Origin of the sequence: Ruminococcus sp. OM04-4AA, assembly GCF_003462585.1 — a bacterium.
Lineage (GTDB): Bacteria > Bacillota > Clostridia > Lachnospirales > Lachnospiraceae > Mediterraneibacter > Mediterraneibacter faecis.
This window is the reverse complement of the sequence record NZ_QTZH01000018.1, coordinates 1-22648: the sequence shown is the minus strand read 5'-3', so window position 1 is coordinate 22648 and position 22648 is coordinate 1. Positions and strand designations below refer to the sequence as shown.

Sequence of the window (22648 nt, the reverse complement as noted above, 5' to 3'; positions counted from 1 at the left end):
AAAGAATGTATAAGTACTGAATAAATATGTATAAAACAGAGTAAAATAAAGTTTTAGTTGCATTTTTATACATGGATGTAGTATACTAAATTCATCGGTTACAATGTAGATTCAAAGATATGAAGAAGAGAAGGACAGAGAGGGTTCTGATTCATATAGTTATAGAATAGAAAGGACGAGAACAATGGATTTAAAAGGAAGAAATTTTCTGACACTGAAGGATTTTACACCAGAGGAGATTACATACCTGCTTGACCTGGCAGCAGACCTCAAAGAGAAGAAGAAAAACGGAGTACCGGTGGATCATTATCATGGCAAGAACATTGCACTGATCTTTGAGAAGACAAGTACAAGAACACGTTGTGCATTCGAAGTGGCAGCGCATGATATGGGAATGGGAACAACTTATCTTGATCCATCAGGTTCTCAGATTGGAAAGAAAGAGAGCATCGAAGATACAGCCCGTGTACTTGGAAGAATGTATGACGGAATCGAATATCGTGGATTCGGTCAGGAAATTGTAGAAGACCTTGCGAAATATGCAGGAGTACCGGTATGGAACGGTCTGACAAACGAATATCATCCGACACAGATGCTGGCAGATATGCTGACAATCCGTGAGAATTTCGGAGAACTCAAAGGCCGCAAGCTTGTATACATGGGAGATGCAAGATTTAACATGGGCAATTCCCTGATGATCGCATGCTCTAAGCTTGGAATGCATTTCGTAGCATGTACAACAAAAGAATATTTCCCGAACGAAGAGCTTGTTGAAACTTGCAAAGGTTATGCTGCACAGTCCGGAGCAACAATTACTCTGACAGAAGATGTAAAAGAAGGAACAAAGGACGCAGATGTTATCTATACAGATGTATGGGTATCCATGGGCGAGCCGGATGAAGTATGGGAGAAGAGAATCAAAGAACTTTCACCATATAAGGTAACAAAAGAAGTTATGGCAAATGCAAAAGATACAGCTATTTTCCTGCATTGCCTGCCGGCATTCCATGACCTGAAGACAAAGATCGGAGCAGAGATGGGACAGCGTTTCGGAATCGAAGATATGGAAGTAACAGACGAAGTATTTGAGTCTGCACAGTCCAAAGTATTCGATGAGGCAGAGAACAGAATGCATACGATCAAGGCGGTAATGGTTGCAACACTTGGTGAGTTCTAAGAGAACGTAATCGCACATCGTGTGAACAGTAACGCGCAATGTATTTGATGAACTTGAGAAATCAGCAGAAGTTTGGTATGATAAATGAGTTGAAGATCAGACCGGCTTCTGTGGAAAATAAGAATGAGCAGAAGGTGTCTGTTATTCCAGAGATGGGACAGACACCTTTCTTTTGTATAAAGGTCTGATGAGAGGTGGAATTAGAATGAAAGCTGAAATATTAAAATTATTGAGGGAAGCGGACGGATATGTGTCAGGCCAGCAGCTTTGTGAAAAGTTCGGGGTGTCAAGAACTGCAGTCTGGAAGGTGATCCGTCAGCTGCAGGAAGAAGGATATCAGGTTGAAGCTGTGCGGAATAAAGGTTATCATATTGTAGATAGTCCGGATGTGATGACGAAAGAAGAGCTTGATAGCCTGATGGATACGCAGTGGGCCGGAAGAAACATCATTTATTACGATTCGGTAGATTCTACAAATCTGAGAATCAAGCAGATGGGAGATGAAGGTGCACCGGAAGGTACACTTGCGGTAGCAGATAAGCAGACAGCCGGAAGAGGGAGAAGGGGCCGTTCCTGGGATTCACCGTCAGGTTCAAGCATTTACATGTCCTTGTTGCTTCGTCCGGAGATTGAACCGGATCAGGCGCCGATGCTGACGCTTGTGATGGCATTAAGTGTAGCAGAGGGAATCATGGATTGCGGAGATTCCTGTGGAAACCCGGATGTAAAGATCAAGTGGCCAAATGATATTATCATTAATGGAAAGAAGCTCGTCGGAATCCTGACAGAGATGAGCACTCAGATCGATTACATTAATCATGTAACGATTGGTGTAGGGATCAATGTGAACCTGACAGAGTTCCCTGAGGAAATCCGTGAGACAGCGACATCACTCAGACTGGAATGTGGACATGTGGTAAAGAGAGCACCGTTGATTGCGGCAGTGATGAAACGCTTTGAACAGGATTACACGGTTTTCCTTGAACACGGAGATCTGTCCGGTCTGAAAGAACGTTACAGTGAATTGCTGGTAAATAAAGATCGTGAGGTCCGGATTCTTGGCGCGAAAGAACAGTACAATGCTTACGCACTTGGAATCAATCAGACAGGGGAATTGATTGTTCGGAAAGAAGATGGAACCGAAGAGGCGGTGTATGCCGGAGAAGTTTCGGTGCGCGGCGTATATGGATATGTATAACCAGGTGGATAAGACCTACGGAATGTGAATAAGTCATCGGGATTATGCAGTGAATGTGGAAAATATGGAAAGGTAAGTACTGTTTACAGAAACTGTGGGCAGTGATATAAGGTGTAAAAATTATGGATGAAGAAATGGTATTGTGTGCGGCCAGCTCCTATGAGCAGAAATATTATCTGAACCCGGAATTTGAATCTCTTCCGGAAGCAGTGAAACAGGAACTGCAGATCATGTGTGTGTTGTATACAGCGGATGTTGGAGGAGTTCTCCTGCTGGTGTTTGATGAGAATGGAAACCTTGAGTTGAAAGTAGAGCACAACGAGGGTGATTTCTCATTCGATGAGATTGGAAGTGTACTGAAGATCAAAGAGCTGCAGAACACAAAGGAAGAGCTTTTCAAGTCTCTTGAAATGTTTTACAAAGTATTCTATCTCGGAGAAGAGATGGAAGAAGAGACAGAGGAATAAATAGTTAGATAAATAGAGTATGGTTTATCTGTCGGATTTTTAAATTAGAACAAAGCCCATGGCGGAATCTGAATGATAAGTTTGTTGAACTTATCAGAATTCCTGCTATGGGCTTTTGTTTCTCATAGTTTCCGTTTAACGATAGATCACTTTTTATCCGAGCAATAACTTCAGAACGTCTCTTACCTTTTTCACCGGAGTGATTTTCAGCTTATCCTTTACTTCCGCAGCTACATCTTCGAGATCATCTGCGTTGTCAAAAGGAATCAGTACTTTTGAAATACCGGCCCTCTGGGCAGCCATCAGTTTCTCAGGAAGCCCACCGATCGGAAGTACACCTCCGCGGAGGGAAACTTCACCGGTCATGGCGTAATCCGGGCTGACAGCCTTTCCGGTAACAAGGGAAGCAAGTGCTGTGGTTAATGTAATGCCGGCAGATGGACCATCTTTTGGAACAGCTCCTTCTGGCACATGAATGTGCAGATCATGATCCTGGAAAACCTTGCTTTCTTTAGGATAAAGAGACTTCACAAGTGTCAGTGCAATCTGTACAGATTCTTTCATGACATCTCCAAGCTGTCCGGTGATGATCACCTTTCCTTTCCCTTCTGTCAGCTTTGTCTCTATAAACAGAATCTCACCGCCTGCCTGTGTCCATGCAAGTCCGGTGACAACACCAGGCTGTGTGGAAGTTAATTTCTGGTCATGATGCAGTTTCTTACGGCCGAGATAGTCTTTCAGATTCGATTTATTTACTGTCAGAGTCTGCCCCTCTTCTTTTACAAGACGCACAGCAGCGGAACGACAAAGCATATCAATCTGTTTCTTAAGTCCACGGACTCCGGATTCCATCGTATAATCTTCAATGACCTTGCGCAATGCACCATCCGTTATCTTTAACATTTTCTTCTGGATTCCCATAGCGTCCATGGCCTTTGGAAGTAAGTGCTTTCTGGCAATATGGAATTTTTCCACCGCCGTATATCCTGGAAAATCGATCACTTCCATACGGTTCAGAAGCGGTTCAGGAATCGTATCTGTAGAATTTGCTGTGCAGACGAACAGAACATTGGATAAGTCATATGGAACATTCATATAATGGTCTGTAAATGTACTGTTCTGCTCCGGGTCAAGCACCTCAAGCAATGCACTTGCCGGATCTCCGCCATAATCTTTCGCAAGCTTATCTACTTCATCAAGAACTACAACAGGATTGGAAACGCCGCTGCGTTTAAGCCCTTCCATGATCCGTCCCGGCATAGCGCCGATATAAGTCCTTCTGTGACCGCGGATCTCAGCTTCATCTCGGATACCGCCGAGACTGATGCGGACATATTCGCGGTTTAACGCACGGGCAATACTCTGTCCGATACTTGTCTTACCGGTGCCAGGCGCACCGACAAAAAGGAGGATGGAACCATACTGTTTCCGGTTCAGTGCCATAACAGCAATCTGCTGGATGATACGTTCTTTGACTTTCTTAAGTCCATAATGATCTTCATCAAGAATCTCTTCTGCCCGGTTTAAATCAATCGGTGTAAATTCCGGATGCTTCCAGGAAAGACTGGTGACAAAATCAAGATAGTCATAGAGAAGCCCATATTCATGGCTGTCTTTTCCTTCCTGCTTCATACGATTCAGGACTTTGTCCGCTTCCTTACGGGCATCTTCGTTCATGCCGGATTCCTGGATCTTTTTTTCAAAAGCACGGACATCGGAAATGTTTTCCGGGTGCATCTCATCTAATTCTTTCTGAAGGTAATCAATCTGCTTCTTAATTGCAGCCTCTCTGTACAGCTGCTCCTGGTCACCTTTCTGTGCCTCCTGTGCTTCAGAAGAAACTTTGGCCACTTCCATGAATTCCTTGATCGCATTCTCAATCAATTCACAGCGTTCACGGCGGGAATCTGTCTCAACAATTGCATATTTTTCTTCGGAAGTAATGTTCAGATAATCTGAAAGAGCAGAACCAAGGTCATAGATATTCTTTCTCTGGATAATGTAGCTTCTTGCCCAGATCCCCCACTGATAATTCTGAACAAATTTCAGAAGCGCGTTCCGCAGGTTTGTGAAAGTCTGCTTCTCTTCTTCTAAGGGAAGATCATCTACTTCCGGGCGAATGGAAGCTGTAGCTGTAATCTGTCCGTTCTCATCCAGCTCAATATCGTCAAGACTGACACGTTCTAATGTACGAATCTGGATGCTGTCATCATCACCGATGGATTCGACTCTCGCAGACATACCGACCGGGTAAATATCATCTATAGTAACAGTAGTCTCATCCACTTCATTTTTCAAAAATGGAAACAGAATATCTGTACCGACTTCAATCTGGTCTGCAGCAGCCCCCGGAAAGAAATCACGTTTAAAAAAATAAGTAATATCAGGGAGCAATAATATATTAAAAACAGGACGAATAATCATAAAAACACTCCTTTCGTCTCATGATTTATCATATCACCGTCAGCGATTCAAAATGGTGGGATATGTTGTGTAATGCAGGTGCCGCGAACAGAAAACTGCTTACAGCTGTGCCATCAGAAAGTTTAGCGATCCCGCAGGATTCTCAGTTCCTTTTTCCAAAAGAGAGACAAGAGCAGAGATTGTCTGTTCAATCTCATCTGCTGTTGAAGGTACTAAGGTGTTATCCATCTTAACAGTCAGTACAATCAGTACGATTTCAGCAAGAGAAACAGGGTCAGCACAGCGGATTAAATCCTGTGCAATCCCTTGTTCAATAATGGAAGCAAGAACCGGCTTGAGTGAAACGATGAGATGATTCATGTACTTTTGATGAAGAAAAGCCCGCTCCGGTGCAGCCTTTGTAGTTGATGGCTGGGTCTTTAAAAAAGCCGCAGAGGAATTTCGGCAAGCCTGAAAGATCAGAGCCATGCGTGTGAAAGGTGAAATCTCTCTTTGCTCTGCAAGATGTCTTGCTGTTGTTATTGGAGCTTCATAATTGCGTTCTACCAGTGCTTCAAGAATTGCATCTTTGGAAGAAAAATAATAATAAATACTTCCTTTTCCAATTTCAGCAGTCTGAGCAATCTCACTGACAGAGATATTAGAAAGTTCTTTGGTTTCCAGAAGCTTTTGAAGAGCATCTAGAATCTTATCGTATTTTAATTGTTTTGGCATAGAAGTCCGCCTCGTATATTCGTAAGTATATTTGGCCAGTTCCAGATTATGGGAATTGACCGATATCCTTTTAAGTATAGCACAATAAAGTCGGAAGAACCAATAAAATAGAAATAAAAAAGAGGACAAAAAAAGGACACTTTGAAACAAAAGATTGTCTGAAATAGATAATTGACCGTGAGTCGAAAAAGTGATAGATTAAAAACATAGCAAATCGACCACCGGTCGAAAAATGAAGGACTGAAAAGGAAAGGGAGAGAAAAATGACATACGCAGACATGTTTTCAAAAGTAAAAGGGATGATGATGGAAGCAGACGTAAGTACTGTGAATGAACATCTTGCATATCAGTTCAATGTAACAGGAGAAGCAGAGGGAATCTTTTATGCAGAGGTAAAAGAGGGAAAGCTGTATGTGGAACCATACGAGTATTATGACAGAGATGCGATTTTTACTTGTTCGGCAGAGACATTATTTAAGATCAACGAGGGAAAGCTGGATCCGGTTCTGGCAGTAACACTGGGAAAATTGAAAGTAGAAGGTAACATTGACAAAGCTTTGTATCTGAAAAAACTGATTGATAGCAGAAAAGCAGAACAGAATGCAATAAAGAAAACACAGAAACAGAAATAACTGTAAAAAGGAAGCAAAGGTGAAAAAGATGATGCATTACGGAAAACTTCTTGCACTTGCAGGTCTGGTGGGAATCGTATCAGCAGAGGCAGGTGGAAGTGCATACTTTTACAGAAGAACAATGATGCGTTATAACGTAAAGACAGAACGCACGATGAAGATGTCCGGGGTAGACTGGGATCAGTATTTCTCAAAGATGAAGGAATGCAGGGAGTGGATGATGGAGCAGCCTCATGAAGATGTCTGGATCCGGTCGGAAGACAGTTTGAAGCTTCATGGAACGTATTTCCAGGGAGCAGGAAATGTCGAAGAAAAGAAATGCAAAAAAGCAGTGATCTGTTTTCATGGCTACACGAGTCAGGGGCTTGCAGATTATGGAAGTATTTCAAATTATTATTTGAAGCGTGGTTATAACGTTCTTCTTGTCGATCAGAGATCGCATGGGCAAAGTGAAGGGAAATACATTGGATTCGGATGTAAGGACCGTTATGATGCATATCGATGGATTGAATGGGTGATTGGACAGGAAGGAGAAAATGTTCAGATTCTCCTGCATGGTAATTCTATGGGAGGCGCTACAGTATTGATGGCAAGCGGGCTTGATCTGCCGCAGCAGGTAAAAGGAATTATTGCAGATTGTCCGTTTACTTCGCCCAAGGCAGTGTTTACACATGTACTTCACAGTATGTATCATCTTCCGGCGTTTCCAATAATACAGATTGTGGATGCGGTAAATAAAAGACAGGCAGGATACGGACTGGATGAGTGCAATTCTGCCCGTGAAGTCAGAAAAGCGAAGGTTCCGGTTCTTTTGATCCATGGAGACGCAGATACATTTGTTCCGTGCAGCATGTCGGAAGAAATCTATAAAAACTGTAAATCTCCAAAACAGAAGCTGATCATCCACGGGGCAGGACACTGCGAAAGTTATTATAAAGACAGAGAAGCTTATGAAGGAGCAATGGATTCATTTATAGGAGGAATCATAGAATGATGAAAACAAGAAAAGGATATCCTGTATACCCACTGACGGTAGCGCAAAAATTTCATTTGTATTATCTGCCATTTTGTCCGAATGCGGCAGTACTGAATATTGGCACAAGCCTGACAATTGGCACAGATCTGGATCGGGATGTACTCCGAGAGTCCATTTACAAAGCATATGAGAGAAATGAAGGGATGCGGATACGCTTTGCAAAGGACAAAGAGGGGAATGTATATCAGTATGTTGTAAGTGCAGAGCAGGACAGACAAGAACGGGAGATAGAGTTCGTTGATTTCTCCAATGTGACTATGGAAGAGGCAGCTGATACGATGCAGAAATGGACAACAGTTCCATTCCCACTCGAGGATTCACCGATGACGAAGATTAAAATGATCCGCACTTCAGATGGATTCAACGGAGTGTATTTCCTCGGACATCATATGGTGGTAGATGCCCAGTCACTGATCACATTTCTGAAGGATATTATTGAGCTGTACTGTAATGCAAAATACGAAGGTGTCCCATATCCAAAGGATATGTGTTCTTACATAGATCAGGTAAAGAAGGATCTCGCATATGAAGCCGGAAGTAAAGCACAGCAGCGAGACAGAGAATTTTTCAGGGAACTGATTGAAGCATCAGAGCCGGTTTATAACGGTGTTAATGGAACAGATAAGTTGGATGCAGCGAGGGAAATGTTTAAAAATCCAAAGCTTCGTTCTGCATTTAATGCGACAGATGATGTGAGTTCTGCATTGGATATCTTTCATTTGGAAGCAGAACCGACCAAACGTCTGATGGATTTTTGTGAAAAGTACCGGGTATCTCTGGCATGTCTTTTGTTGATGGGATTACGTACTTACTTCCAGAAAATGAATGGACAGGAGGATGTATCGATCAATAATGCGATTGCCAGAAGAGCTACATTAAAGGAAAAGAAATCCGGTGGAACAAGAATTCATTCGTTCCCGTTTCGTACCGTATTTTCAGAAGATGTGAAGTTTATTGATGCAGTATATGAAATCCGTGATAAGCAGAATGAATTATTCCGTCATGCAAATTATGACCCGACAGAATATTTCGCATATCGCTCCAGGACATATCCACAGCCACAGAAAGGACTGACGTATGAGCCGATGTCTTTGACTTACCAGCCGATGACATTGCAGGAGAAAGGACTGGAAGATCTTGGAGGAATTCAATATAAGACAAAATGGTATCCGAATGGAATGACAACACAGGCAATGTATCTGACAGTCATGCATCGACCAGAGGATAATGGATTGGATTTCAACTTTGAACATCAGAAAAAAGCAATCTCAAGAGAAGAGTTGGAATATCTGTATTATTATTTATGTAAAATTATGTTCAAGGGAGCAGAAAATCCTGAACTTACAATTGGAGAAATTATAAAGCTTGTATAAAAGAAAGATGATCCGGATCATGTTGAGAATCACGATCAGGACAGAATGGAAAGGAAAAAATCATGTTTGAGCAGTTAGTAGATATTATTTGTAATTATGTAGAAATTGAACAGGAAAATATCAAGCCGGAATCACGTTTTATGGAAGATCTTGGATTCACATCCTTTGATTTTATGAGCATGCTTGGGGAAATAGAAGATGAGATGGATGTGGAAATTGAACAGGACAAGGCAGCAGGTATCCGAACAGTCGGAGAAGCTGTAGCGTATCTTGAGTCTTTGAAGTAGAGGGAAAAGAAAATGGAATATAGAACAATTCGCGATATTCTTACAAATGCAGAAAAATGTTTTGGAAATGAAGACGCAATCCGTTACAAAACAGGAAAAAATGAAATTGCGGCAAAGACATACACACAGTTGAAAGAAGACAGTGAGAGAATAACAGCATTATTGAAAAAACTGGGAGATCCAAAAAGTCATATCGCATTAATCGGTGCGACTTCTTATCTATGGATTGCTTCCTATTTTGGAATTGTGGACGGCGGAAATGTTGCAGTACCGTTGGATGTGTCACTTCCGGCAGAAGAACTGTGTGAACTTATCGACCGTGCAGATGTAACAATCCTGATTCTGGATGAGATCCGTAAAGATGTGATCGAAGCAGCGAAAGAAAAGTGTCCAAAACTGAAGTACATCCTTTCTATGCAGAAAGAAGCGAATGAGGGCAATATACTTTCTCTTAAAAAATCAATGATGGAACAAACGATAGATGAGGATACAGGAGTAGAAAAAACAGAGATTACTCCGGATCAACTTTGTACGATTATGTTCACATCAGGGACAACAGGAAAGAGCAAAGGTGTGATGCTGACACATAGAAATCTCGTTGAGAACGCGACATGTTTGGATATGAAGCTCCCAGAGAGAAATGTGCTCCTGTCAGTTTTACCGATTCACCACGCATACTGCCTGAGTATGGATATCCTGAAAGGAATTTCTCTCGGTGCAATTATCTGTATCAACGACTCTTTGATGCGTGTGGCGAAAAATATCAAATTATTTAAGCCGAATATGATCCTGATGGTACCGCTTATGATTGAAACTTTTGCGAAAAAATTAGAAGACGTAAAAGACCTTCCGGAAAAAGTGGTAAAAGAAGCAGTATTTGGATCTCAGTTCCATACGATCTGCAGTGGAGGGGCATACCTGAATCCGGAGTATATTGAGCTGTTCGAACGTTTTGGAATCCAGATTCTCCAGGGATATGGAATGACAGAATGTTCACCGGTCATCAGTACAAATGTTGCATGGAATGTAAAAAAGAATTCAGTAGGACAACTTCTTCCAAACTGCGAGGCAAAGACCGTAGATGGAGAACTGTGGGTTCGTGGAAGCAGTGTAATGCAAGGATATTACAAGATGCCGGAAGAAACAAAAACCGCACTGAAAGATGGATGGCTTTGCACAGGAGATCTTGGATATGTAGATGAAGACAGGTTTATCTATTTGACAGGACGAAAGAAGAACCTGATCATTACAAAGAATGGAGAAAATGTCTCACCGGAAGAAGTGGAGAATAAATTAAGTTCTTCAAGACTGGTACAGGAAGTAGTAGTAAGAGAAGCAAAAGGAGTGATCGAGGCAGAAATATATCCGGATGAGGAGTACGCAAAAAAGCAGGGACTTGAAAGAGAAGAGGAAGTCCGTGCAGAACTCCAAAAACTGATTGATGAATATAATCAGGGAGCACCGGCATATAAAAAGATTTATAGTCTGATCATTCGCGAGAAAGAATTTGAGAAGACAGCTTCAAGAAAAATCAAGAGATATTAAAAGACAGATAAAAAAGTCTGAATAAATGGAGGATTGCAAAAACCTTGCGATTGCCGGATTTATTCAGACTTTTTGTATGAATGCGAAAGAACAGATCATGTACGTTGACTTTTCGGCAGTTATTTACTATGATACTAAAGTCAAATAAGAAGAATAGTTATAGATTAGAAAGAATAGAATATGATGAAACAGTTGAAAATAGGAAATGTGACGCTGCCAAACCGCTACATCTTAGGACCGATGGCCGGAGTGACAGATCTTCCATTCCGTGTGTTGTGCAAAGAACAGGGAGCAGGTCTTTTGTGTATGGAGATGGTCAGCGCAAAAGCGATTTTATACAATAATAAGAATACAGAGTCACTTTTGGAGATCCATCCGGATGAACAGCCGGTGTCACTTCAGTTTTTTGGATCAGATCCGAAGATTATGAGTGAGATGGCAAAACGTGTGGAAGAGCGTCCGTTTGATATCATGGATATTAATATGGGATGTCCGGTGCCGAAGGTTGTGCGTAACGGGGAAGGCTCTGCACTTATGAAGAACCCGAAGCTGGTTTATGAGATTGTCAGTGCAATGGTGAAGGCGATTGATAAGCCGGTCACTGTGAAGATAAGAAAAGGATTTGATGACAGCTGCATTAATGCGGTTGAGATCGCGAAGATCATTGAGGAGGCCGGGGCAGCAGCTGTAGCCGTGCACGGAAGGACAAGAGAACAGTATTACAGCGGACAGGCAGATTGGGATATCATCCGTCAGGTGAAAGAGGCGGTCTCTATTCCGGTAATTGGAAATGGAGATGTGACAAGTCCGCAGAAAGCAGAAGAGCTGGTGAAACAGACAGGATGTGACGGAATCATGATCGCAAGAGGAGCACAGGGAAATCCATGGATTTTCTCCGAGATGATCACATATGAAGAGACAGGCGTGCTGCCGGAACGTCCGAGTCTGGAAGAGATTCGTGATATGATGCTCCGCCATGCCAGATTACAGCTGAGATACAAAGGTGAATTCATTGGTATCCGCGAGATGAGAAAACATGTGGCATGGTATACAAAAGGACTGAAAGGCTCTGCAAAATTACGCGAAGAAATCAACCGCGTAGAGTCCTATCAGGAACTGGAAGAACTGCTCTTTCAACTTGACAGAAAGCGCTAGTTTGAGTATAATATTGAAATTGCGGACGGACGCTGATGAGGGCATTGGCGTCGGTGAAAAAAGACAGCAGTCGTGCATTTTGAAACCGATAAGATCTGTAGACAAAATATAGAGAAGGAACTTTGAATGCATGAAAAGTATAGACAGAAAATAATTTGCAGAGAATCTGTAAATGTTATAGGAAACGAGACGTTACTGCCGCAGACAGTGACGGTAAGGAAGTAGAAAGGAAGCAGGAACAATGGCAGAGGCAAAAAAAAGATTACTTACTTATGCCGGATTAAAGGCAATTGAGGACGAACTTGAGAATCTGAAAGTAGTAAAGAGAAAAGAAGTTGCAGGTAAGATCAAAGAGGCAAGAGAGCAGGGAGACCTTTCAGAGAACGCTGAGTATGATGCAGCGAAAGACGAGCAGAGAGATATCGAAGCCCGTATCGAGGAGCTTGAGGCAATCCTGAAGAATGCAGAAGTTGTAGTAGAGGATGAAGTTGATCTTGATAAGATCAATGTCGGATGTGCAGTAAAGGTTTACGACATTACATTTGACGAAGAGATGGAGTTCAAGATTGTTGGTTCTACAGAGGCGAACAGTCTGGAAGGAAAGATCTCCAACGAGTCTCCGGTAGGTCACGCACTGATTGGAAAGAAAATCAATGATGTCGTTGATGTTGAGACACAGGCAGGAGTTATCCAGTACAAAGTACTTGATATCAAACGTTCATAATCAGCTTAGGACAGACCTCTTACTATTAAGAGGTCTGAATTCGCTTAAAAAGACAATATAAAAAGAGAATGTTTTACGTTGATTTGTATAAAGTTGACTTATATAAAATCAATGTAAGAGCAGATAGAAACGGAAGGAGAACAGACAGTGGGACAGAATCAGAAGAACACACAGGAACCAGATATGAATCAGCTGAGAAAGGTTCGCCGTGAGAAACTTGCAGAACTGCAGCAGAACGGAAGAGACCCTTTCCAGATTACAAAGTTTAACCAGACACACCATTCACTCGAAGTGAAAGATCTCTATGAGGCACATGAGGCAGAGCTTTTAAAAGATCACCAGCAGCCGAACGTAGAAGGTATGGATGAAGAGCAGGCAAAAGAGGCTCTTAAGAATGATTACGAAGAGAGAAGAAGCATCATGGATGCAAGTCCGATCCACGTAGCAATCGCAGGACGTATGATGTTCAAGAGAGTTATGGGAAAAGCTTCTTTCTGTAACATCCAGGATTTACAGGGAAATATCCAGGTATACGTAGCAAGAGATGCAATCGGAACAGATGCTTACGCTGATTTCAAGAAATCTGATATCGGTGATATCTTCGGACTTGAAGGATTCGCTTTCAGAACAAGAACAGGAGAAATCTCTATCCACGCTGAGAAGATGACACTTCTCTCCAAGAGCTTACAGATGCTTCCGGAGAAGTTCCACGGCCTGACAGATACAGACACACGTTACCGTCAGAGATACGTAGACCTGATCATGAATGCAGACTCTAAAGATACATTTATCAAACGCTCCAAGATCCTTGCAGCGATCCGTAAATACTTAAGCGGAGAAGGATTCATGGAAGTTGAGACACCAATGCTTGTAGCAAATGCAGGTGGAGCAGCTGCAAGACCGTTCGAGACACATTTCAACGCCCTGAACGAGGATCTGAAGCTTCGTATCTCTCTTGAGCTTTACCTGAAGAGACTGATCGTTGGAGGACTTGAGAAAGTATACGAGATCGGACGTGTATTCCGTAATGAAGGTCTTGACACAAGACATAACCCAGAGTTCACTTTGATGGAGCTTTACCAAGCATATACAGATTACCACGGCATGATGGATCTGACAGAGAACATGTACCGCTTTGTTGCGCAGGAAGTCCTTGGAACAACACAGATCGTTTACAAAGGAATCCCGATGGATCTTGGTAAACCGTTCGAACGTATCACAATGGTTGATGCAGTTAAGAAATACGCAGGCGTTGACTGGAATGAAGTTGAGACTCTGGAGCAGGCAAGAGAGCTTGCAAAAGAGCATAATGTAGAATTTGAAGAGAGACATAAGAAAGGTGATATCCTTAACCTCTTCTTCGAGGAGTTCGTAGAGGAGCACCTGCTTCAGCCGACATTCGTTATGGATCACCCGGTTGAGATCTCTCCACTGACAAAGAAGAAACCGGAGAATCCGGAATACGTAGAGCGTTTCGAGTTCTTCATGAATGGATGGGAGATGGCGAATGCTTACTCAGAGCTGAATGACCCAATCGATCAGAGAGAGCGTTTCAAAGCACAGGAAGAACTGCTTGCACAGGGAGATGATGAAGCCAATACAACAGATGAAGACTTCATGAATGCACTGGAGATCGGTATGCCACCTACAGGTGGTATCGGATTCGGTATCGACAGAATGTGTATGTTGCTGACAGGAGCAGAGGCAATCAGAGATGTGCTGCTGTTCCCGACAATGAAGTCCATCGGTGGTGTAAAATCCGAAAATGGTGTAAGTTCTAAAGAGGTTTCTACACCAAATTCAGAGCCTGAGAAAATTGATTTTTCTAAGGTGAAAGTTAAGCCTTTGTTTGAAGAAGATGTTGATTTTGATACATTTTCAAAGTCAGATTTCAGAGCAGTTAAGGTTAAAGAATGCGTTGCTGTACCGAAGTCAAAGAAGCTGTTGCAGTTTACCCTTGATGACGGAACAGACACAGACCGTACCATTTTAAGCGGTATTCACGCATATTACGAGCCGGAAGAGCTTGTAGGTAAGACACTTATCGCTATCACAAATCTTCCTCCTCGTGCTATGATGGGTATTGACTCTTGCGGTATGCTCCTCTCCGCTATTCACGAAGAAGAAGGCGAAGAAAAGCTTCATCTCCTTATGGTAGATGACCATATTCCGGCAGGTGCAAAGCTCTATTAAGAAGTACCGTTTTACCTTACAAAACGGGATGTACTTCATTTGTGAAAAAGCTCTGAAAATACACAAATACACCAAATTTACACCAAATGGTGCTTGAAACAGTGCAGAGCCTTAAAAATCGCATATTTTAAAGATATATGGGCAGTTCCATTGCGGAATTGCCCATTTTCAGAAAGAAAAAGATAAATTGGTATTTATAAAGGAGAATATTGATGAAACTATTTTTATGTTCGCACTTTTCAAGTGTGGGAAGTCTGATAAAGGAAGAAATTGAAAATAAGAAAGTCGCATTTATTCCAACAGCTTCACTGCGTGAAGGCTACACCGGTTATGTCGGCTCGGCTCGAAAATTATTCAAAAAGTTGGGAGCAATCGTAACTGAAATTGATATTTCAACGGAGGCTTATTCAACGATACAGTCTGTTTTTGAAGAAGCAGATGTGATATATTTTACCGGCGGAAATTCTTTCTTTCTTATGGACCAGCTCCGTAAAACGGGAACTGATGGGCTACTGAAAAAGGAATTGGCAAATGGAAAATTGATGATCGGCGAGTCGGCAGGCGCAATTATATGCGCTCCAAGCATCCAATATATCGAGCAAATGGATGAAAAGCCAGAGGACTACTCACAAGAAGATGATGCAGGGCTTGATTTGATTGATTTCTATGTTCTTCCGCATTATCTTACAGCACCATTTAAGAAAGTTACCGAGAAAATAATGACTGAGTTTTCGGATTTGAATCTATGCCCGATTAACAACCGTCAGGGAATTGTAATTGATGGTGAAGGTTCAAAGGTTATTTGCAAAGACTAATTTGAAAATTCCCATTTATCAAGCCCTTTGAGAGAGGAGAAATCTTTTCTCAAAGGGCTTTTTCTATTATGGACTTTAGTCTGTTGAGTCCATTGGAGTTTTTCGTTGATCCGAAAAATGTAGATGGACGAAACAATAAACCACCCGCTATGCGGGTGCGCGTTGATTGTTATACAAAAAAATTACCTTTCCGTGTACAATAAAGTTGTTCAGGCTATATTGTAGAAAGGAAAGGTAATTTATGGCGAAGAAAGAATATTCACTCGCACATACAAAATGGATGTGCAAATATCATATCATCTTCATACCAAAGTATAGACGAAAAGTAATTTACAATCAATACAAAGAGGATATTAGAGATATTATAAAGCAATTGTGCAGTTATAAAGGTGTTGAAATTATTGAAGGACATCTAATGCCAGATCATATCCATATGTTAGTAAGTATTCCACCAAAGATAAGCGTATCATCATTTATGGGATATTTAAAAGGAAAAAGTGCACTTATGATATTCGATAAACACGCAAACTTAAAATATAAATTTGGAAATCGTCATTTCTGGGCGGAAGGATATTATGTTAGCACAGTAGGATTAAATGAAGCAACAATAAAAAAGTATATCCAAGAACAGGAAAAGCATGATATTGCAATGGATAAGTTAAGTGTAAAAGAATATGAAGACCCTTTTAAGGGTTAATGCTAAGTAGATGCCCCTTAAGGGGTAGCGCGAGTCAAGAGCAATATGGCTTGAACGGAGCTGTGGGAAGAATGTGAAAACAGAATTCCCATAGCCTAAAGAGAAAGCTAGCGCCTTGAGACGCTAGCCTAGTAACAAGGGCTTATAGCCCTAGAGCAAACCACCCGTTGGACGGGTGGTCCTGATTCGTTCAAAAAAAATTTTTCAAGAAATTTTTGCAAAAGGGGCGATTTTGGGTGTGCATTTCATACACCTTTGTCCAAATGAGTGAAGGGGTTCATTCCGGATAGCAAAAACGGAAGCCTTTTCGCTTGAAAATTGAATAAGTCATTCACTAAGACTTTATTTCTGATGATAGCTACTTTAGCAGGTATGCCGTGATTTCTGTATTTCAGAATAGCGAGAACTCCGGCTATGAGTATCAGGTTGCCCCTGATATGGCGATGACAATCAGAATGATAATGATACTTCTCTACGGAGCTGGCGGAGTACCCGGCAGAGGTTATAATCCTATGATACAGATAAGCAGTCTGTTCCTTAGTGATTTCCCATCGAAGATAAATATTACTACTCGCTGGATCTGAATTACTATCTGAATAACCTGGAGGATGATGTCTATGAAGCTTAATCAGTTTGCAGTTTATCGTGTGGATCAGAATACAGAGGGAAAAGTGTTGTGGCACTTGCCGTATCAGGAAGCATCCAGACAAAACGTGCCGATTTGTGTGGAATATTACAGGCAGATGTCGATTCAGTCTATGCAGGAAACTGAAAAAGTCATGGATATCTGGATGAAGTCGTTCCCCAGTATCTTGCCGGATTTATCCGGTTGAATACTTCCGGTGCTCTTGTCACGATCGATACGAAGAATTATCAGATTGATGGGAAGAAAGGAAATTGGGCGGCTGCAGATACGGTGATCATTGACGGGAAGCAGTTCTATCTGATGGAACACCAGGAGTATGGCAATCAGGCGAGAGGTGTTATCTTAGATGCTTATGGAAAAACAATCGTTGATGAATGTAAACAGGGATTCGATGAAGAAACCAGGCAGAAAATCCATGAATATATACAACAGCATGTTCCACAAAATCCTGTTCATCAGCTTAGACGACAGAATACCCTGCGTCTGGAACATTATCAGAAATTCTATGAGAATGGAACCTTTGAAAGAAGCCGTGAGTCCGGAACAGAAGCCAATTATAATATGGTAGATGGCCTGGTAAATAATGAGAAAAAACAGGCGAATGCAAAAGAAACTGTAAGAACAGATCATAATGTAAAACTTAAGAAGCGAAGATCTGTAATCAAGAGACTGCGTGAAAAACAGATTGCCATTGCAGTAAAATCCGGAAAGCCGATTCCGAAATATCTGGATCAGGAGATAGAACGGAGGCGGAGATAATGCCATAAGTGTATAGGTTCAGGGGAGAAAGGTCTCTGCTGAGCCTTTTTGCATTTCTCAAAATTCGAGAATTAGAGATTCGAAAGTCAACAAGTCTGATGTATATTTAAGAAAATCATTCCGTTATAATGAAAACAACCATTAAGAGATAGAAGCTAGAAAGAAACGGGGTGGCATGATGAATACGGAACAGAGAATAAAAATGATCCGATTGATAGAAAAAATAGATAAAAATCCGGAATTCAGCCAGAAAATAGGTATTAGAAATACATCGGCTTTCGTTTCGGATAAATCAAAGAAAATAACTACAGATAGCCATGTATAAGAAGATGGCAGAAGGAGAAGAAGAAGAATGTTAACGTTATTATTTACAATTTGTATGATCTGGTTTATAGGCAAGTTTTTTATATTTGGACTGAAAGCATCCTGGGGAATCTTGAAGTTGCTTTGTACCGTGGTATTTTTCCCGGTGATATTAATCGGAATGGTGGTAGGCGGTTTGGTTTATATCGCATTTCCGCTACTGCTCATTGGTGGGATTATTGGACTTATCGTATCGAAATCATAAATCAGATGAAGGAGATCAGAGCATATGTATGACATAGAAAAAGAAAAAAGAGAAGCAATCAATGCCGGAAACAGGGCTTTGAACAGTCTGCGAACAGCCAGAGAAAACCTGAACAGTGCAAAGAACTGGGGACTGGCAGATATATTTGGCGGTGGATTTTTTACTACGATGCTGAAACATTCCAAGATGGATCAGGCAAAGCAGAATATGGAGCAGGCGAAATATGACTTTCGCAACTTCAGTAAAGAATTGGATGATGTCAACATGGCATGTAATCTGAACATTGATACCGGCGATTTCCTTTCGTTTGCCGACTATTTCTTTGATGGATTTGTAGTGGACTGGATGGTACAGGATCGGATCAATACGGCAAGACGCCAGGTGGATGAAGCAATCCGGAGAACAGAATACATCGTGAATCAGTTACAGCGTATGTAAAAAGACAGGCAGTGAATCAATGGATAAGTTGGTTCGCTGCCTTTGCTTTACTTCAATTTTTCTTTTTCTGCATTGAGCAGATCAATGTTGAGACCCTGTTCGTTGGCGGTTTTATCTACCCAGAGATTTAAGGAATCGACAGCCAGAGAGATTTCATCCAGCTTTTTGCTGATGAAGGCGAAATCTTTCATCTCATCATCACTGATCTTGCCGTCCCGGGCAATCTGGATCAGGCGTGTGGTGAGAGGGTTGATCTCATTCAGACTGGCGATTGTCTCAAGAATGATATCTGACAGATCGGACACTTCTACTTCCGGAACATATCGGTGACCGATCTCGCATTTATGAGAGCAGAAATAATTGCAAAGATCTGGACGCTTATAGCGTCAGCCATCTGAATGATATCGTAAGGTGTAGGATCCTGCATTTCATATTCAAATTTTTCAATTTTAGAGTCGGAGACTGCAGTCATTTTTTCACTGGCTTCGGATCTTGTAAGCCCTGCCTCTTCTCTGCAAATCTGGTAAATTGTCTTATTTTCCCTGGTGGATTGCTTTCCCATGAGAATAACCTCCCTGTATGTCACAAAACATGAGGAATACCGATGTGTAAGTCCGCATGTTGTACGTGTATTTGTTGTATATAGTTTATTATACTTGAATCATGAAAAACAAACAACAATCAATAGAAAGAGAGGAAAAGAAAATGAGAAAAACAAGAAGCGATTGTAGGGTGGGTACATTTGAAAAGAAACATGGTCTTCCGCCAGGAACTATTCGAAATAAAGACGGAAGAGACACGAGGAGTGATAAAAAAATAGGAACCATCCGTAAGGAAGCTAAGTAGGAGAATACAGTATGGAAAAGAAAATCAGAAAAAAATACTATTCAGAAGAAGCGGTGAAGAAAGCATTGCAAATTGATTCTTTTCGAAACCTGAGTAAAGAAAAAGTGATGGAATTTACTTCTATGATTCCATATATGGAAAAGGAAGTAGCAATGGAAGTCATAAAACAATTCCCTATATATGTGGATTTTGCAAAAACAGTAATTGAGCATTATACGCAAATATGTGAAACAATTTTGGCGACAAATAAAGAGGAATATGAAAAGGCTGTGGATGCTCATCAATTTGTGCTAGAGTCTTTTTCAAAACAACTAGAGAACGAAAATTTAACAGCGGAAGAAAGGGCAAATCTTTCAGATAAAATGATTGCAGAAGCTGAAAAAATTACAGAATTGTATTTGCAACAGCAGAAAATTCACGAGCGGATAATAAAAACAATCGGTGGAGTGGTAACGGTTACTTTAGGCGTGACTCTTACATTGCTTGGATTAAAAGTAATCGGAAGTGATGATGATTTACCACAGATCGGTAATGATGAGAATGTAGCATAACATTTTTCAGGATAATACAAATTGCAGTGACAAAGAGAGTAACATTATTGGCTCAGGTGAGAGAGGCATCTGAGCCTTCTTTTACATTTGAAATAGATTCCACATGCATTTTTTGAAGAACTCATATAGTTAGGTGGTGTTTTTATACCCCATCTATTGACTTACACTGTAATCATCAAAGAAGAAAATTAAATTCTAAAAGAAATGGAGGAACTGGCAATGAAGAAAGGATTTCCGACAGGTGATGGTTACATAGGATTTGTAGAAGGCAGATATATCTTGTTTGCCAGCGAATCCGATTACTATGAGTACATCATCATATATCCATCTGACCCATATGATGTATCAGATTATGATGATCCAGACGATTTCGCAGAAGAGTGGGCTGAGGAATTCGGCGATGGTAATTACGATGATGGTTATGATGATGCGTATGATTATTGGGAGAGTGAATGGGATTGAAAGAAAAGATTGGACACAGTAGTCCAGGTACGTTCAGTTCAATTATAGTGCGTAGCTCCTTTTTGCTTATGAAAAAAGTTTGTGCAACTATCTGCATAAACTTAAAATAACTCAAAAACTTGACTTTTAACATTGATCAAGTTAAAATGAAAAAAATTAAGTTAAAAGGAGAATTGGAAATATGCTTACAAGCGTATTCGGGATTTCTATAAAATATGAAGCATGGAATCATCAGGATTCTTTGCCTGTTTATATTGCAGGGAGTTATGATTTTCACACAGCATATATTGGAAACAGACGCTGTATAATGCTTGCTCCGACAGAAGAACTTGCCACACTTCCGGCATTGAAAAAACAGATTACAAAAATACAGCAGATTGATAATGTACCAGTCGCATTTGAACTTGCGTCGGTATCTAATTATCGAAGAAAAAGCCTTATAGAAAATAATATACCGTTTATTACTGATAAGCAGGTCTTTCTTCCTTTCATCGGGACAATGCTTTCTGATGAGAAAGAACCCCAAAAGCTGACAGGTAAGTTTGTTTACTCCACGCAGCAGTTGTTTTTATTTTATCTGTACAGTAAGAAAAAGCGATTGTATATTTCAGAAGCCGGAAAAGTGCTTCCATTTACAGCAATGACCTTGACCAGAGCAGTAAAGCAGTTAGAAGCGACGGATTTATTTCTTGTAGCAAAAGACGGTGTCAATAAGTTTATTGAGTCAAAATATAAGCGAGATGAATTATTTGAAAAAGCAAAAGTATATTTGACGACTCCTGTTCGAAAAACAGGATATATAGATAAGACGCAAGTTACAGAAAATATGGTCTTTGCAGGGGAAACGGCACTTTCTGAAAAAACAATGCTAAATCCAAGTCGAGTTGTTACCTATGCAATTAGTGAGAAAGATTATGATAAAACCTTGTTGACTGATGAATTGATAGACCCGAATAAGCAGGTAAGACTTGAATTATGGGCATACAGCCCGAAACAATTTTCAGAGGATAACAGTGCTGATGATATTTCCATTGTTTTGTCTTTTGCAGATACAAACGATGAGAGAATTGAAGAGGCAGTAGATGAATTACAGGAAAGAAGGTTGAAGGAGTAATGGTCAGCGGATTTACAAAATTTAAGGAAAGATTTCAGGGTTTTGAAAATCAATATGTCATCATCGGTGGGACAGCTTGTGATTTGATTATGGAAAATGAAGAATTACCATTTCGTGCTACAAAAGATGTAGATATTGTATTGATTGCCGAATCCATAACAGCGGAGTTCGGCAGGCAGTTTTGGGAGTATGTCAAGGAAGCAGGATATGAGCATTTGAATAAAAGTACCGGAAATGCACAGTTTTATCGTTTCACATCTCCGAAAAGCAAAGAATATCCATATATGATAGAAATATTTTCCAGAAATCCAGATTTTATTATATTGGAAGATGATGCAGTTCTCACACCGCTTCCGATAGACGATGAAATCTCCAGCTTGTCGGCAATCCTTCTAAATGAAGCGTATTATGAATTGCTAAAAACTGGACAAATGATGGTTGAAGGCATTCCGGTATTAAGTCCGACTTGCCTGATACCATTTAAGGCGAAAGCGTGGCTGGATTTAAAAGAACGCAAGTTGAATGGAGAGCAGGTTGACAGCAAAAATATAAAGAAACATAAAAACGATGTGTTCCGATTAGCACAGTTAATCACAGTCAATACAAGGCAAGTTCTCAATTCGGAAATAGCAGAGGATATGAAAAAGTTCTTATCTGAAATAGCTGATGAAACAGTGGATTTAAAATCATTAGGCATTAGAGGGACGCATAAACAAAAAATTATAGATATGTTGTACCTGTGCTACAATTTGAACGATAATACATAATTTTTCTCTAAAGCCAAAAAAATTTCATATTAGAGGCTGTATTTTCACCCTCCTTCTTTT

Annotated in this window: 27 protein-coding genes; 23 read left to right on the top strand and 4 right to left on the bottom strand. The window is 40.8% G+C overall.

Going from position 1 to position 22648, the window contains the following annotated elements; all coding sequences use genetic code 11:
• Window positions 1-184 precede the first annotated feature (184 nt).
• The 3 genes from argF (at window position 185) to DXB52_RS07280 (ending at window position 2842) form a co-directional block, all read left to right on the top strand.
• Window positions 185-1177: an ornithine carbamoyltransferase gene (argF, locus tag DXB52_RS07290; protein WP_015530001.1), complete on the top strand. Its 993-nt coding sequence runs from the start codon at window positions 185-187 to the stop codon at window positions 1175-1177.
• 205 nt (window positions 1178-1382) lie between these two features.
• Window positions 1383-2375: a biotin--[acetyl-CoA-carboxylase] ligase gene (locus DXB52_RS07285; protein WP_118106858.1), complete on the top strand. Its 993-nt coding sequence runs from the start codon at window positions 1383-1385 to the stop codon at window positions 2373-2375.
• A 122-nt stretch (window positions 2376-2497) separates the two neighbouring features.
• Window positions 2498-2842 carry a DUF6145 family protein gene (locus DXB52_RS07280; RefSeq protein WP_117541476.1) on the top strand — a complete coding sequence of 115 codons (345 nt, stop codon included), beginning with the start codon at window positions 2498-2500 and terminating at the stop codon, window positions 2840-2842.
• A 153-nt stretch (window positions 2843-2995) separates the two neighbouring features.
• On the opposite strand, the gene lon is transcribed toward DXB52_RS07280, so the two are convergent.
• Together lon and DXB52_RS07270 are read right to left on the bottom strand one after the other, a co-directional pair.
• Window positions 2996-5266 carry an endopeptidase La gene (gene lon / locus DXB52_RS07275; protein ID WP_118106857.1) on the bottom strand — a complete coding sequence of 757 codons (2271 nt, stop codon included), beginning with the start codon at window positions 5264-5266 and terminating at the stop codon, window positions 2996-2998.
• 99 nt (window positions 5267-5365) lie between these two features.
• Window positions 5366-5980 (bottom strand): TetR/AcrR family transcriptional regulator, encoded by a 615-nt coding sequence (locus tag DXB52_RS07270; RefSeq protein WP_117579232.1) that lies wholly within the window; start codon window positions 5978-5980, stop codon window positions 5366-5368.
• A gap of 263 nt (window positions 5981-6243) precedes the next feature.
• Here DXB52_RS07270 and DXB52_RS07265 point away from each other — a divergent pair, with 263 nt between their 5' ends.
• The 16 genes from DXB52_RS07265 to DXB52_RS07200 all read left to right on the top strand — a co-directional run bounded on the left by DXB52_RS07265 (window position 6244) and on the right by DXB52_RS07200 (window position 18848).
• On the top strand, window positions 6244-6612 hold the full coding sequence (locus tag DXB52_RS07265) for an SCP2 sterol-binding domain-containing protein (RefSeq protein ID WP_015530007.1): 369 nt from the start codon (window positions 6244-6246) through the stop codon (window positions 6610-6612).
• A 28-nt stretch (window positions 6613-6640) separates the two neighbouring features.
• Complete coding sequence (locus tag DXB52_RS07260; protein WP_270370545.1) at window positions 6641-7606, top strand: alpha/beta hydrolase; 966 nt, start codon at window positions 6641-6643, stop codon at window positions 7604-7606.
• Entirely contained in the window at window positions 7603-9021 is a 1419-nt protein-coding gene (locus DXB52_RS07255) for a condensation domain-containing protein (protein ID WP_330580973.1), read from the top strand. Before DXB52_RS07260 ends, DXB52_RS07255 begins: the two co-directional genes overlap by 4 nt.
• Window positions 9022-9083: 62 nt before the next feature.
• Complete coding sequence (locus DXB52_RS07250; RefSeq protein WP_117961486.1) at window positions 9084-9308, top strand: acyl carrier protein; 225 nt, start codon at window positions 9084-9086, stop codon at window positions 9306-9308.
• A 12-nt stretch (window positions 9309-9320) separates the two neighbouring features.
• Complete coding sequence (locus tag DXB52_RS07245; RefSeq protein ID WP_118106856.1) at window positions 9321-10853, top strand: AMP-binding protein; 1533 nt, start codon at window positions 9321-9323, stop codon at window positions 10851-10853.
• Window positions 10854-10878: 25 nt separating this feature from the next.
• Complete coding sequence (locus tag DXB52_RS16910) at window positions 10879-11001, top strand: hypothetical protein (RefSeq protein WP_264466804.1); 123 nt, start codon at window positions 10879-10881, stop codon at window positions 10999-11001.
• A 35-nt stretch (window positions 11002-11036) separates the two neighbouring features.
• Window positions 11037-12008, top strand: coding sequence for a tRNA dihydrouridine synthase DusB (dusB, locus tag DXB52_RS07240; RefSeq protein ID WP_118106867.1), 972 nt, complete (start codon window positions 11037-11039; stop codon window positions 12006-12008).
• A gap of 241 nt (window positions 12009-12249) precedes the next feature.
• Window positions 12250-12732 (top strand): transcription elongation factor GreA, encoded by a 483-nt coding sequence (greA, locus tag DXB52_RS07235; protein WP_117541483.1) that lies wholly within the window; start codon window positions 12250-12252, stop codon window positions 12730-12732.
• Window positions 12733-12915: 183 nt separating this feature from the next.
• Window positions 12916-14925 (top strand): lysine--tRNA ligase, encoded by a 2010-nt coding sequence (lysS, locus tag DXB52_RS07230; protein WP_472520025.1) that lies wholly within the window; start codon window positions 12916-12918, stop codon window positions 14923-14925.
• Between the two features lie 212 nt (window positions 14926-15137).
• On the top strand, window positions 15138-15740 hold the full coding sequence (locus DXB52_RS07225; protein ID WP_055271744.1) for a Type 1 glutamine amidotransferase-like domain-containing protein: 603 nt from the start codon (window positions 15138-15140) through the stop codon (window positions 15738-15740).
• Between the two features lie 241 nt (window positions 15741-15981).
• Window positions 15982-16437, top strand: a complete 456-nt coding sequence (gene tnpA, locus DXB52_RS07220) for an IS200/IS605 family transposase (protein WP_117541486.1) — start codon at window positions 15982-15984, stop codon at window positions 16435-16437.
• 377 nt (window positions 16438-16814) lie between these two features.
• The gene (locus DXB52_RS07215) at window positions 16815-17021 is read left to right on the top strand and encodes a hypothetical protein (RefSeq protein ID WP_117570131.1); all 207 of its coding nucleotides are present in this window, start codon (window positions 16815-16817) and stop codon (window positions 17019-17021) included.
• A 33-nt stretch (window positions 17022-17054) separates the two neighbouring features.
• Window positions 17055-17270 (top strand): hypothetical protein, encoded by a 216-nt coding sequence (locus tag DXB52_RS16905; protein ID WP_242987789.1) that lies wholly within the window; start codon window positions 17055-17057, stop codon window positions 17268-17270.
• Entirely contained in the window at window positions 17267-17842 is a 576-nt protein-coding gene (locus DXB52_RS07210) for a DUF4316 domain-containing protein (protein WP_242987791.1), read from the top strand. Before DXB52_RS16905 ends, DXB52_RS07210 begins: the two co-directional genes overlap by 4 nt.
• 352 nt (window positions 17843-18194) lie before the next feature.
• Window positions 18195-18410: a hypothetical protein gene (locus DXB52_RS07205; RefSeq protein ID WP_117542031.1), complete on the top strand. Its 216-nt coding sequence runs from the start codon at window positions 18195-18197 to the stop codon at window positions 18408-18410.
• Window positions 18411-18434: 24 nt separating this feature from the next.
• Window positions 18435-18848 (top strand): hypothetical protein, encoded by a 414-nt coding sequence (locus DXB52_RS07200; protein WP_118106854.1) that lies wholly within the window; start codon window positions 18435-18437, stop codon window positions 18846-18848.
• Between the two features lie 47 nt (window positions 18849-18895).
• On the opposite strand, the gene DXB52_RS16900 is transcribed toward DXB52_RS07200, so the two are convergent.
• Both DXB52_RS16900 and DXB52_RS16895 read right to left on the bottom strand, forming a co-directional pair.
• Window positions 18896-19153: a hypothetical protein gene (locus DXB52_RS16900; RefSeq protein ID WP_472520021.1), complete on the bottom strand. Its 258-nt coding sequence runs from the start codon at window positions 19151-19153 to the stop codon at window positions 18896-18898.
• 2 nt (window positions 19154-19155) lie between these two features.
• Window positions 19156-19410, bottom strand: a complete 255-nt coding sequence (locus DXB52_RS16895) for a hypothetical protein (protein ID WP_472520020.1) — start codon at window positions 19408-19410, stop codon at window positions 19156-19158.
• Between the two features lie 295 nt (window positions 19411-19705).
• Here DXB52_RS16895 and DXB52_RS07185 point away from each other — a divergent pair, with 295 nt between their 5' ends.
• From DXB52_RS07185 to DXB52_RS07170, 4 genes are all read left to right on the top strand, one after another.
• Window positions 19706-20245 (top strand): hypothetical protein, encoded by a 540-nt coding sequence (locus DXB52_RS07185; RefSeq protein ID WP_118106853.1) that lies wholly within the window; start codon window positions 19706-19708, stop codon window positions 20243-20245.
• 219 nt (window positions 20246-20464) lie between these two features.
• The gene (locus tag DXB52_RS07180; protein WP_118106852.1) at window positions 20465-20707 is read left to right on the top strand and encodes a hypothetical protein; all 243 of its coding nucleotides are present in this window, start codon (window positions 20465-20467) and stop codon (window positions 20705-20707) included.
• A 181-nt stretch (window positions 20708-20888) separates the two neighbouring features.
• On the top strand, window positions 20889-21821 hold the full coding sequence (locus DXB52_RS07175; RefSeq protein WP_117542036.1) for a MarR family transcriptional regulator: 933 nt from the start codon (window positions 20889-20891) through the stop codon (window positions 21819-21821).
• Complete coding sequence (locus tag DXB52_RS07170) at window positions 21821-22588, top strand: hypothetical protein (RefSeq protein WP_118106851.1); 768 nt, start codon at window positions 21821-21823, stop codon at window positions 22586-22588. The genes DXB52_RS07175 and DXB52_RS07170 overlap by 1 nt, the downstream gene beginning before the upstream one ends.
• The last annotated feature ends 60 nt before the right edge of the window (window positions 22589-22648 follow it).

Bases quoted from the DNA above. Each gene is read 5' to 3' on its own strand.
- argF (WP_015530001.1), top strand. From the start codon at position 185: ATGGATTTAAAAGGAAGAAATTTTCTGACACTGAAGGATTTTACACCA.
- DXB52_RS07285 (WP_118106858.1), top strand. From the start codon at position 1,383: ATGAAAGCTGAAATATTAAAATTATTGAGGGAAGCGGACGGATATGTG.
- DXB52_RS07280 (WP_117541476.1), top strand. From the start codon at position 2,498: ATGGATGAAGAAATGGTATTGTGTGCGGCCAGCTCCTATGAGCAGAAA.
- lon (WP_118106857.1), bottom strand. From the start codon at position 5,266: ATGATTATTCGTCCTGTTTTTAATATATTATTGCTCCCTGATATTACT.
- DXB52_RS07270 (WP_117579232.1), bottom strand. From the start codon at position 5,980: ATGCCAAAACAATTAAAATACGATAAGATTCTAGATGCTCTTCAAAAG.
- DXB52_RS07265 (WP_015530007.1), top strand. From the start codon at position 6,244: ATGACATACGCAGACATGTTTTCAAAAGTAAAAGGGATGATGATGGAA.
- DXB52_RS07260 (WP_270370545.1), top strand. From the start codon at position 6,641: ATGATGCATTACGGAAAACTTCTTGCACTTGCAGGTCTGGTGGGAATC.
- DXB52_RS07255 (WP_330580973.1), top strand. From the start codon at position 7,603: ATGATGAAAACAAGAAAAGGATATCCTGTATACCCACTGACGGTAGCG.
- DXB52_RS07250 (WP_117961486.1), top strand. From the start codon at position 9,084: ATGTTTGAGCAGTTAGTAGATATTATTTGTAATTATGTAGAAATTGAA.
- DXB52_RS07245 (WP_118106856.1), top strand. From the start codon at position 9,321: ATGGAATATAGAACAATTCGCGATATTCTTACAAATGCAGAAAAATGT.
- DXB52_RS16910 (WP_264466804.1), top strand. From the start codon at position 10,879: ATGGAGGATTGCAAAAACCTTGCGATTGCCGGATTTATTCAGACTTTT.
- dusB (WP_118106867.1), top strand. From the start codon at position 11,037: ATGAAACAGTTGAAAATAGGAAATGTGACGCTGCCAAACCGCTACATC.
- greA (WP_117541483.1), top strand. From the start codon at position 12,250: ATGGCAGAGGCAAAAAAAAGATTACTTACTTATGCCGGATTAAAGGCA.
- lysS (WP_472520025.1), top strand. From the start codon at position 12,916: ATGAATCAGCTGAGAAAGGTTCGCCGTGAGAAACTTGCAGAACTGCAG.
- DXB52_RS07225 (WP_055271744.1), top strand. From the start codon at position 15,138: ATGAAACTATTTTTATGTTCGCACTTTTCAAGTGTGGGAAGTCTGATA.
- tnpA (WP_117541486.1), top strand. From the start codon at position 15,982: ATGGCGAAGAAAGAATATTCACTCGCACATACAAAATGGATGTGCAAA.
- DXB52_RS16905 (WP_242987789.1), top strand. From the start codon at position 17,055: ATGAAGCTTAATCAGTTTGCAGTTTATCGTGTGGATCAGAATACAGAG.
- DXB52_RS07205 (WP_117542031.1), top strand. From the start codon at position 18,195: ATGTTAACGTTATTATTTACAATTTGTATGATCTGGTTTATAGGCAAG.
- DXB52_RS07200 (WP_118106854.1), top strand. From the start codon at position 18,435: ATGTATGACATAGAAAAAGAAAAAAGAGAAGCAATCAATGCCGGAAAC.
- DXB52_RS16895 (WP_472520020.1), bottom strand. From the start codon at position 19,410: ATGGGAAAGCAATCCACCAGGGAAAATAAGACAATTTACCAGATTTGC.
- DXB52_RS07185 (WP_118106853.1), top strand. From the start codon at position 19,706: ATGGAAAAGAAAATCAGAAAAAAATACTATTCAGAAGAAGCGGTGAAG.
- DXB52_RS07180 (WP_118106852.1), top strand. From the start codon at position 20,465: ATGAAGAAAGGATTTCCGACAGGTGATGGTTACATAGGATTTGTAGAA.
- DXB52_RS07175 (WP_117542036.1), top strand. From the start codon at position 20,889: ATGCTTACAAGCGTATTCGGGATTTCTATAAAATATGAAGCATGGAAT.
- DXB52_RS07170 (WP_118106851.1), top strand. From the start codon at position 21,821: ATGGTCAGCGGATTTACAAAATTTAAGGAAAGATTTCAGGGTTTTGAA.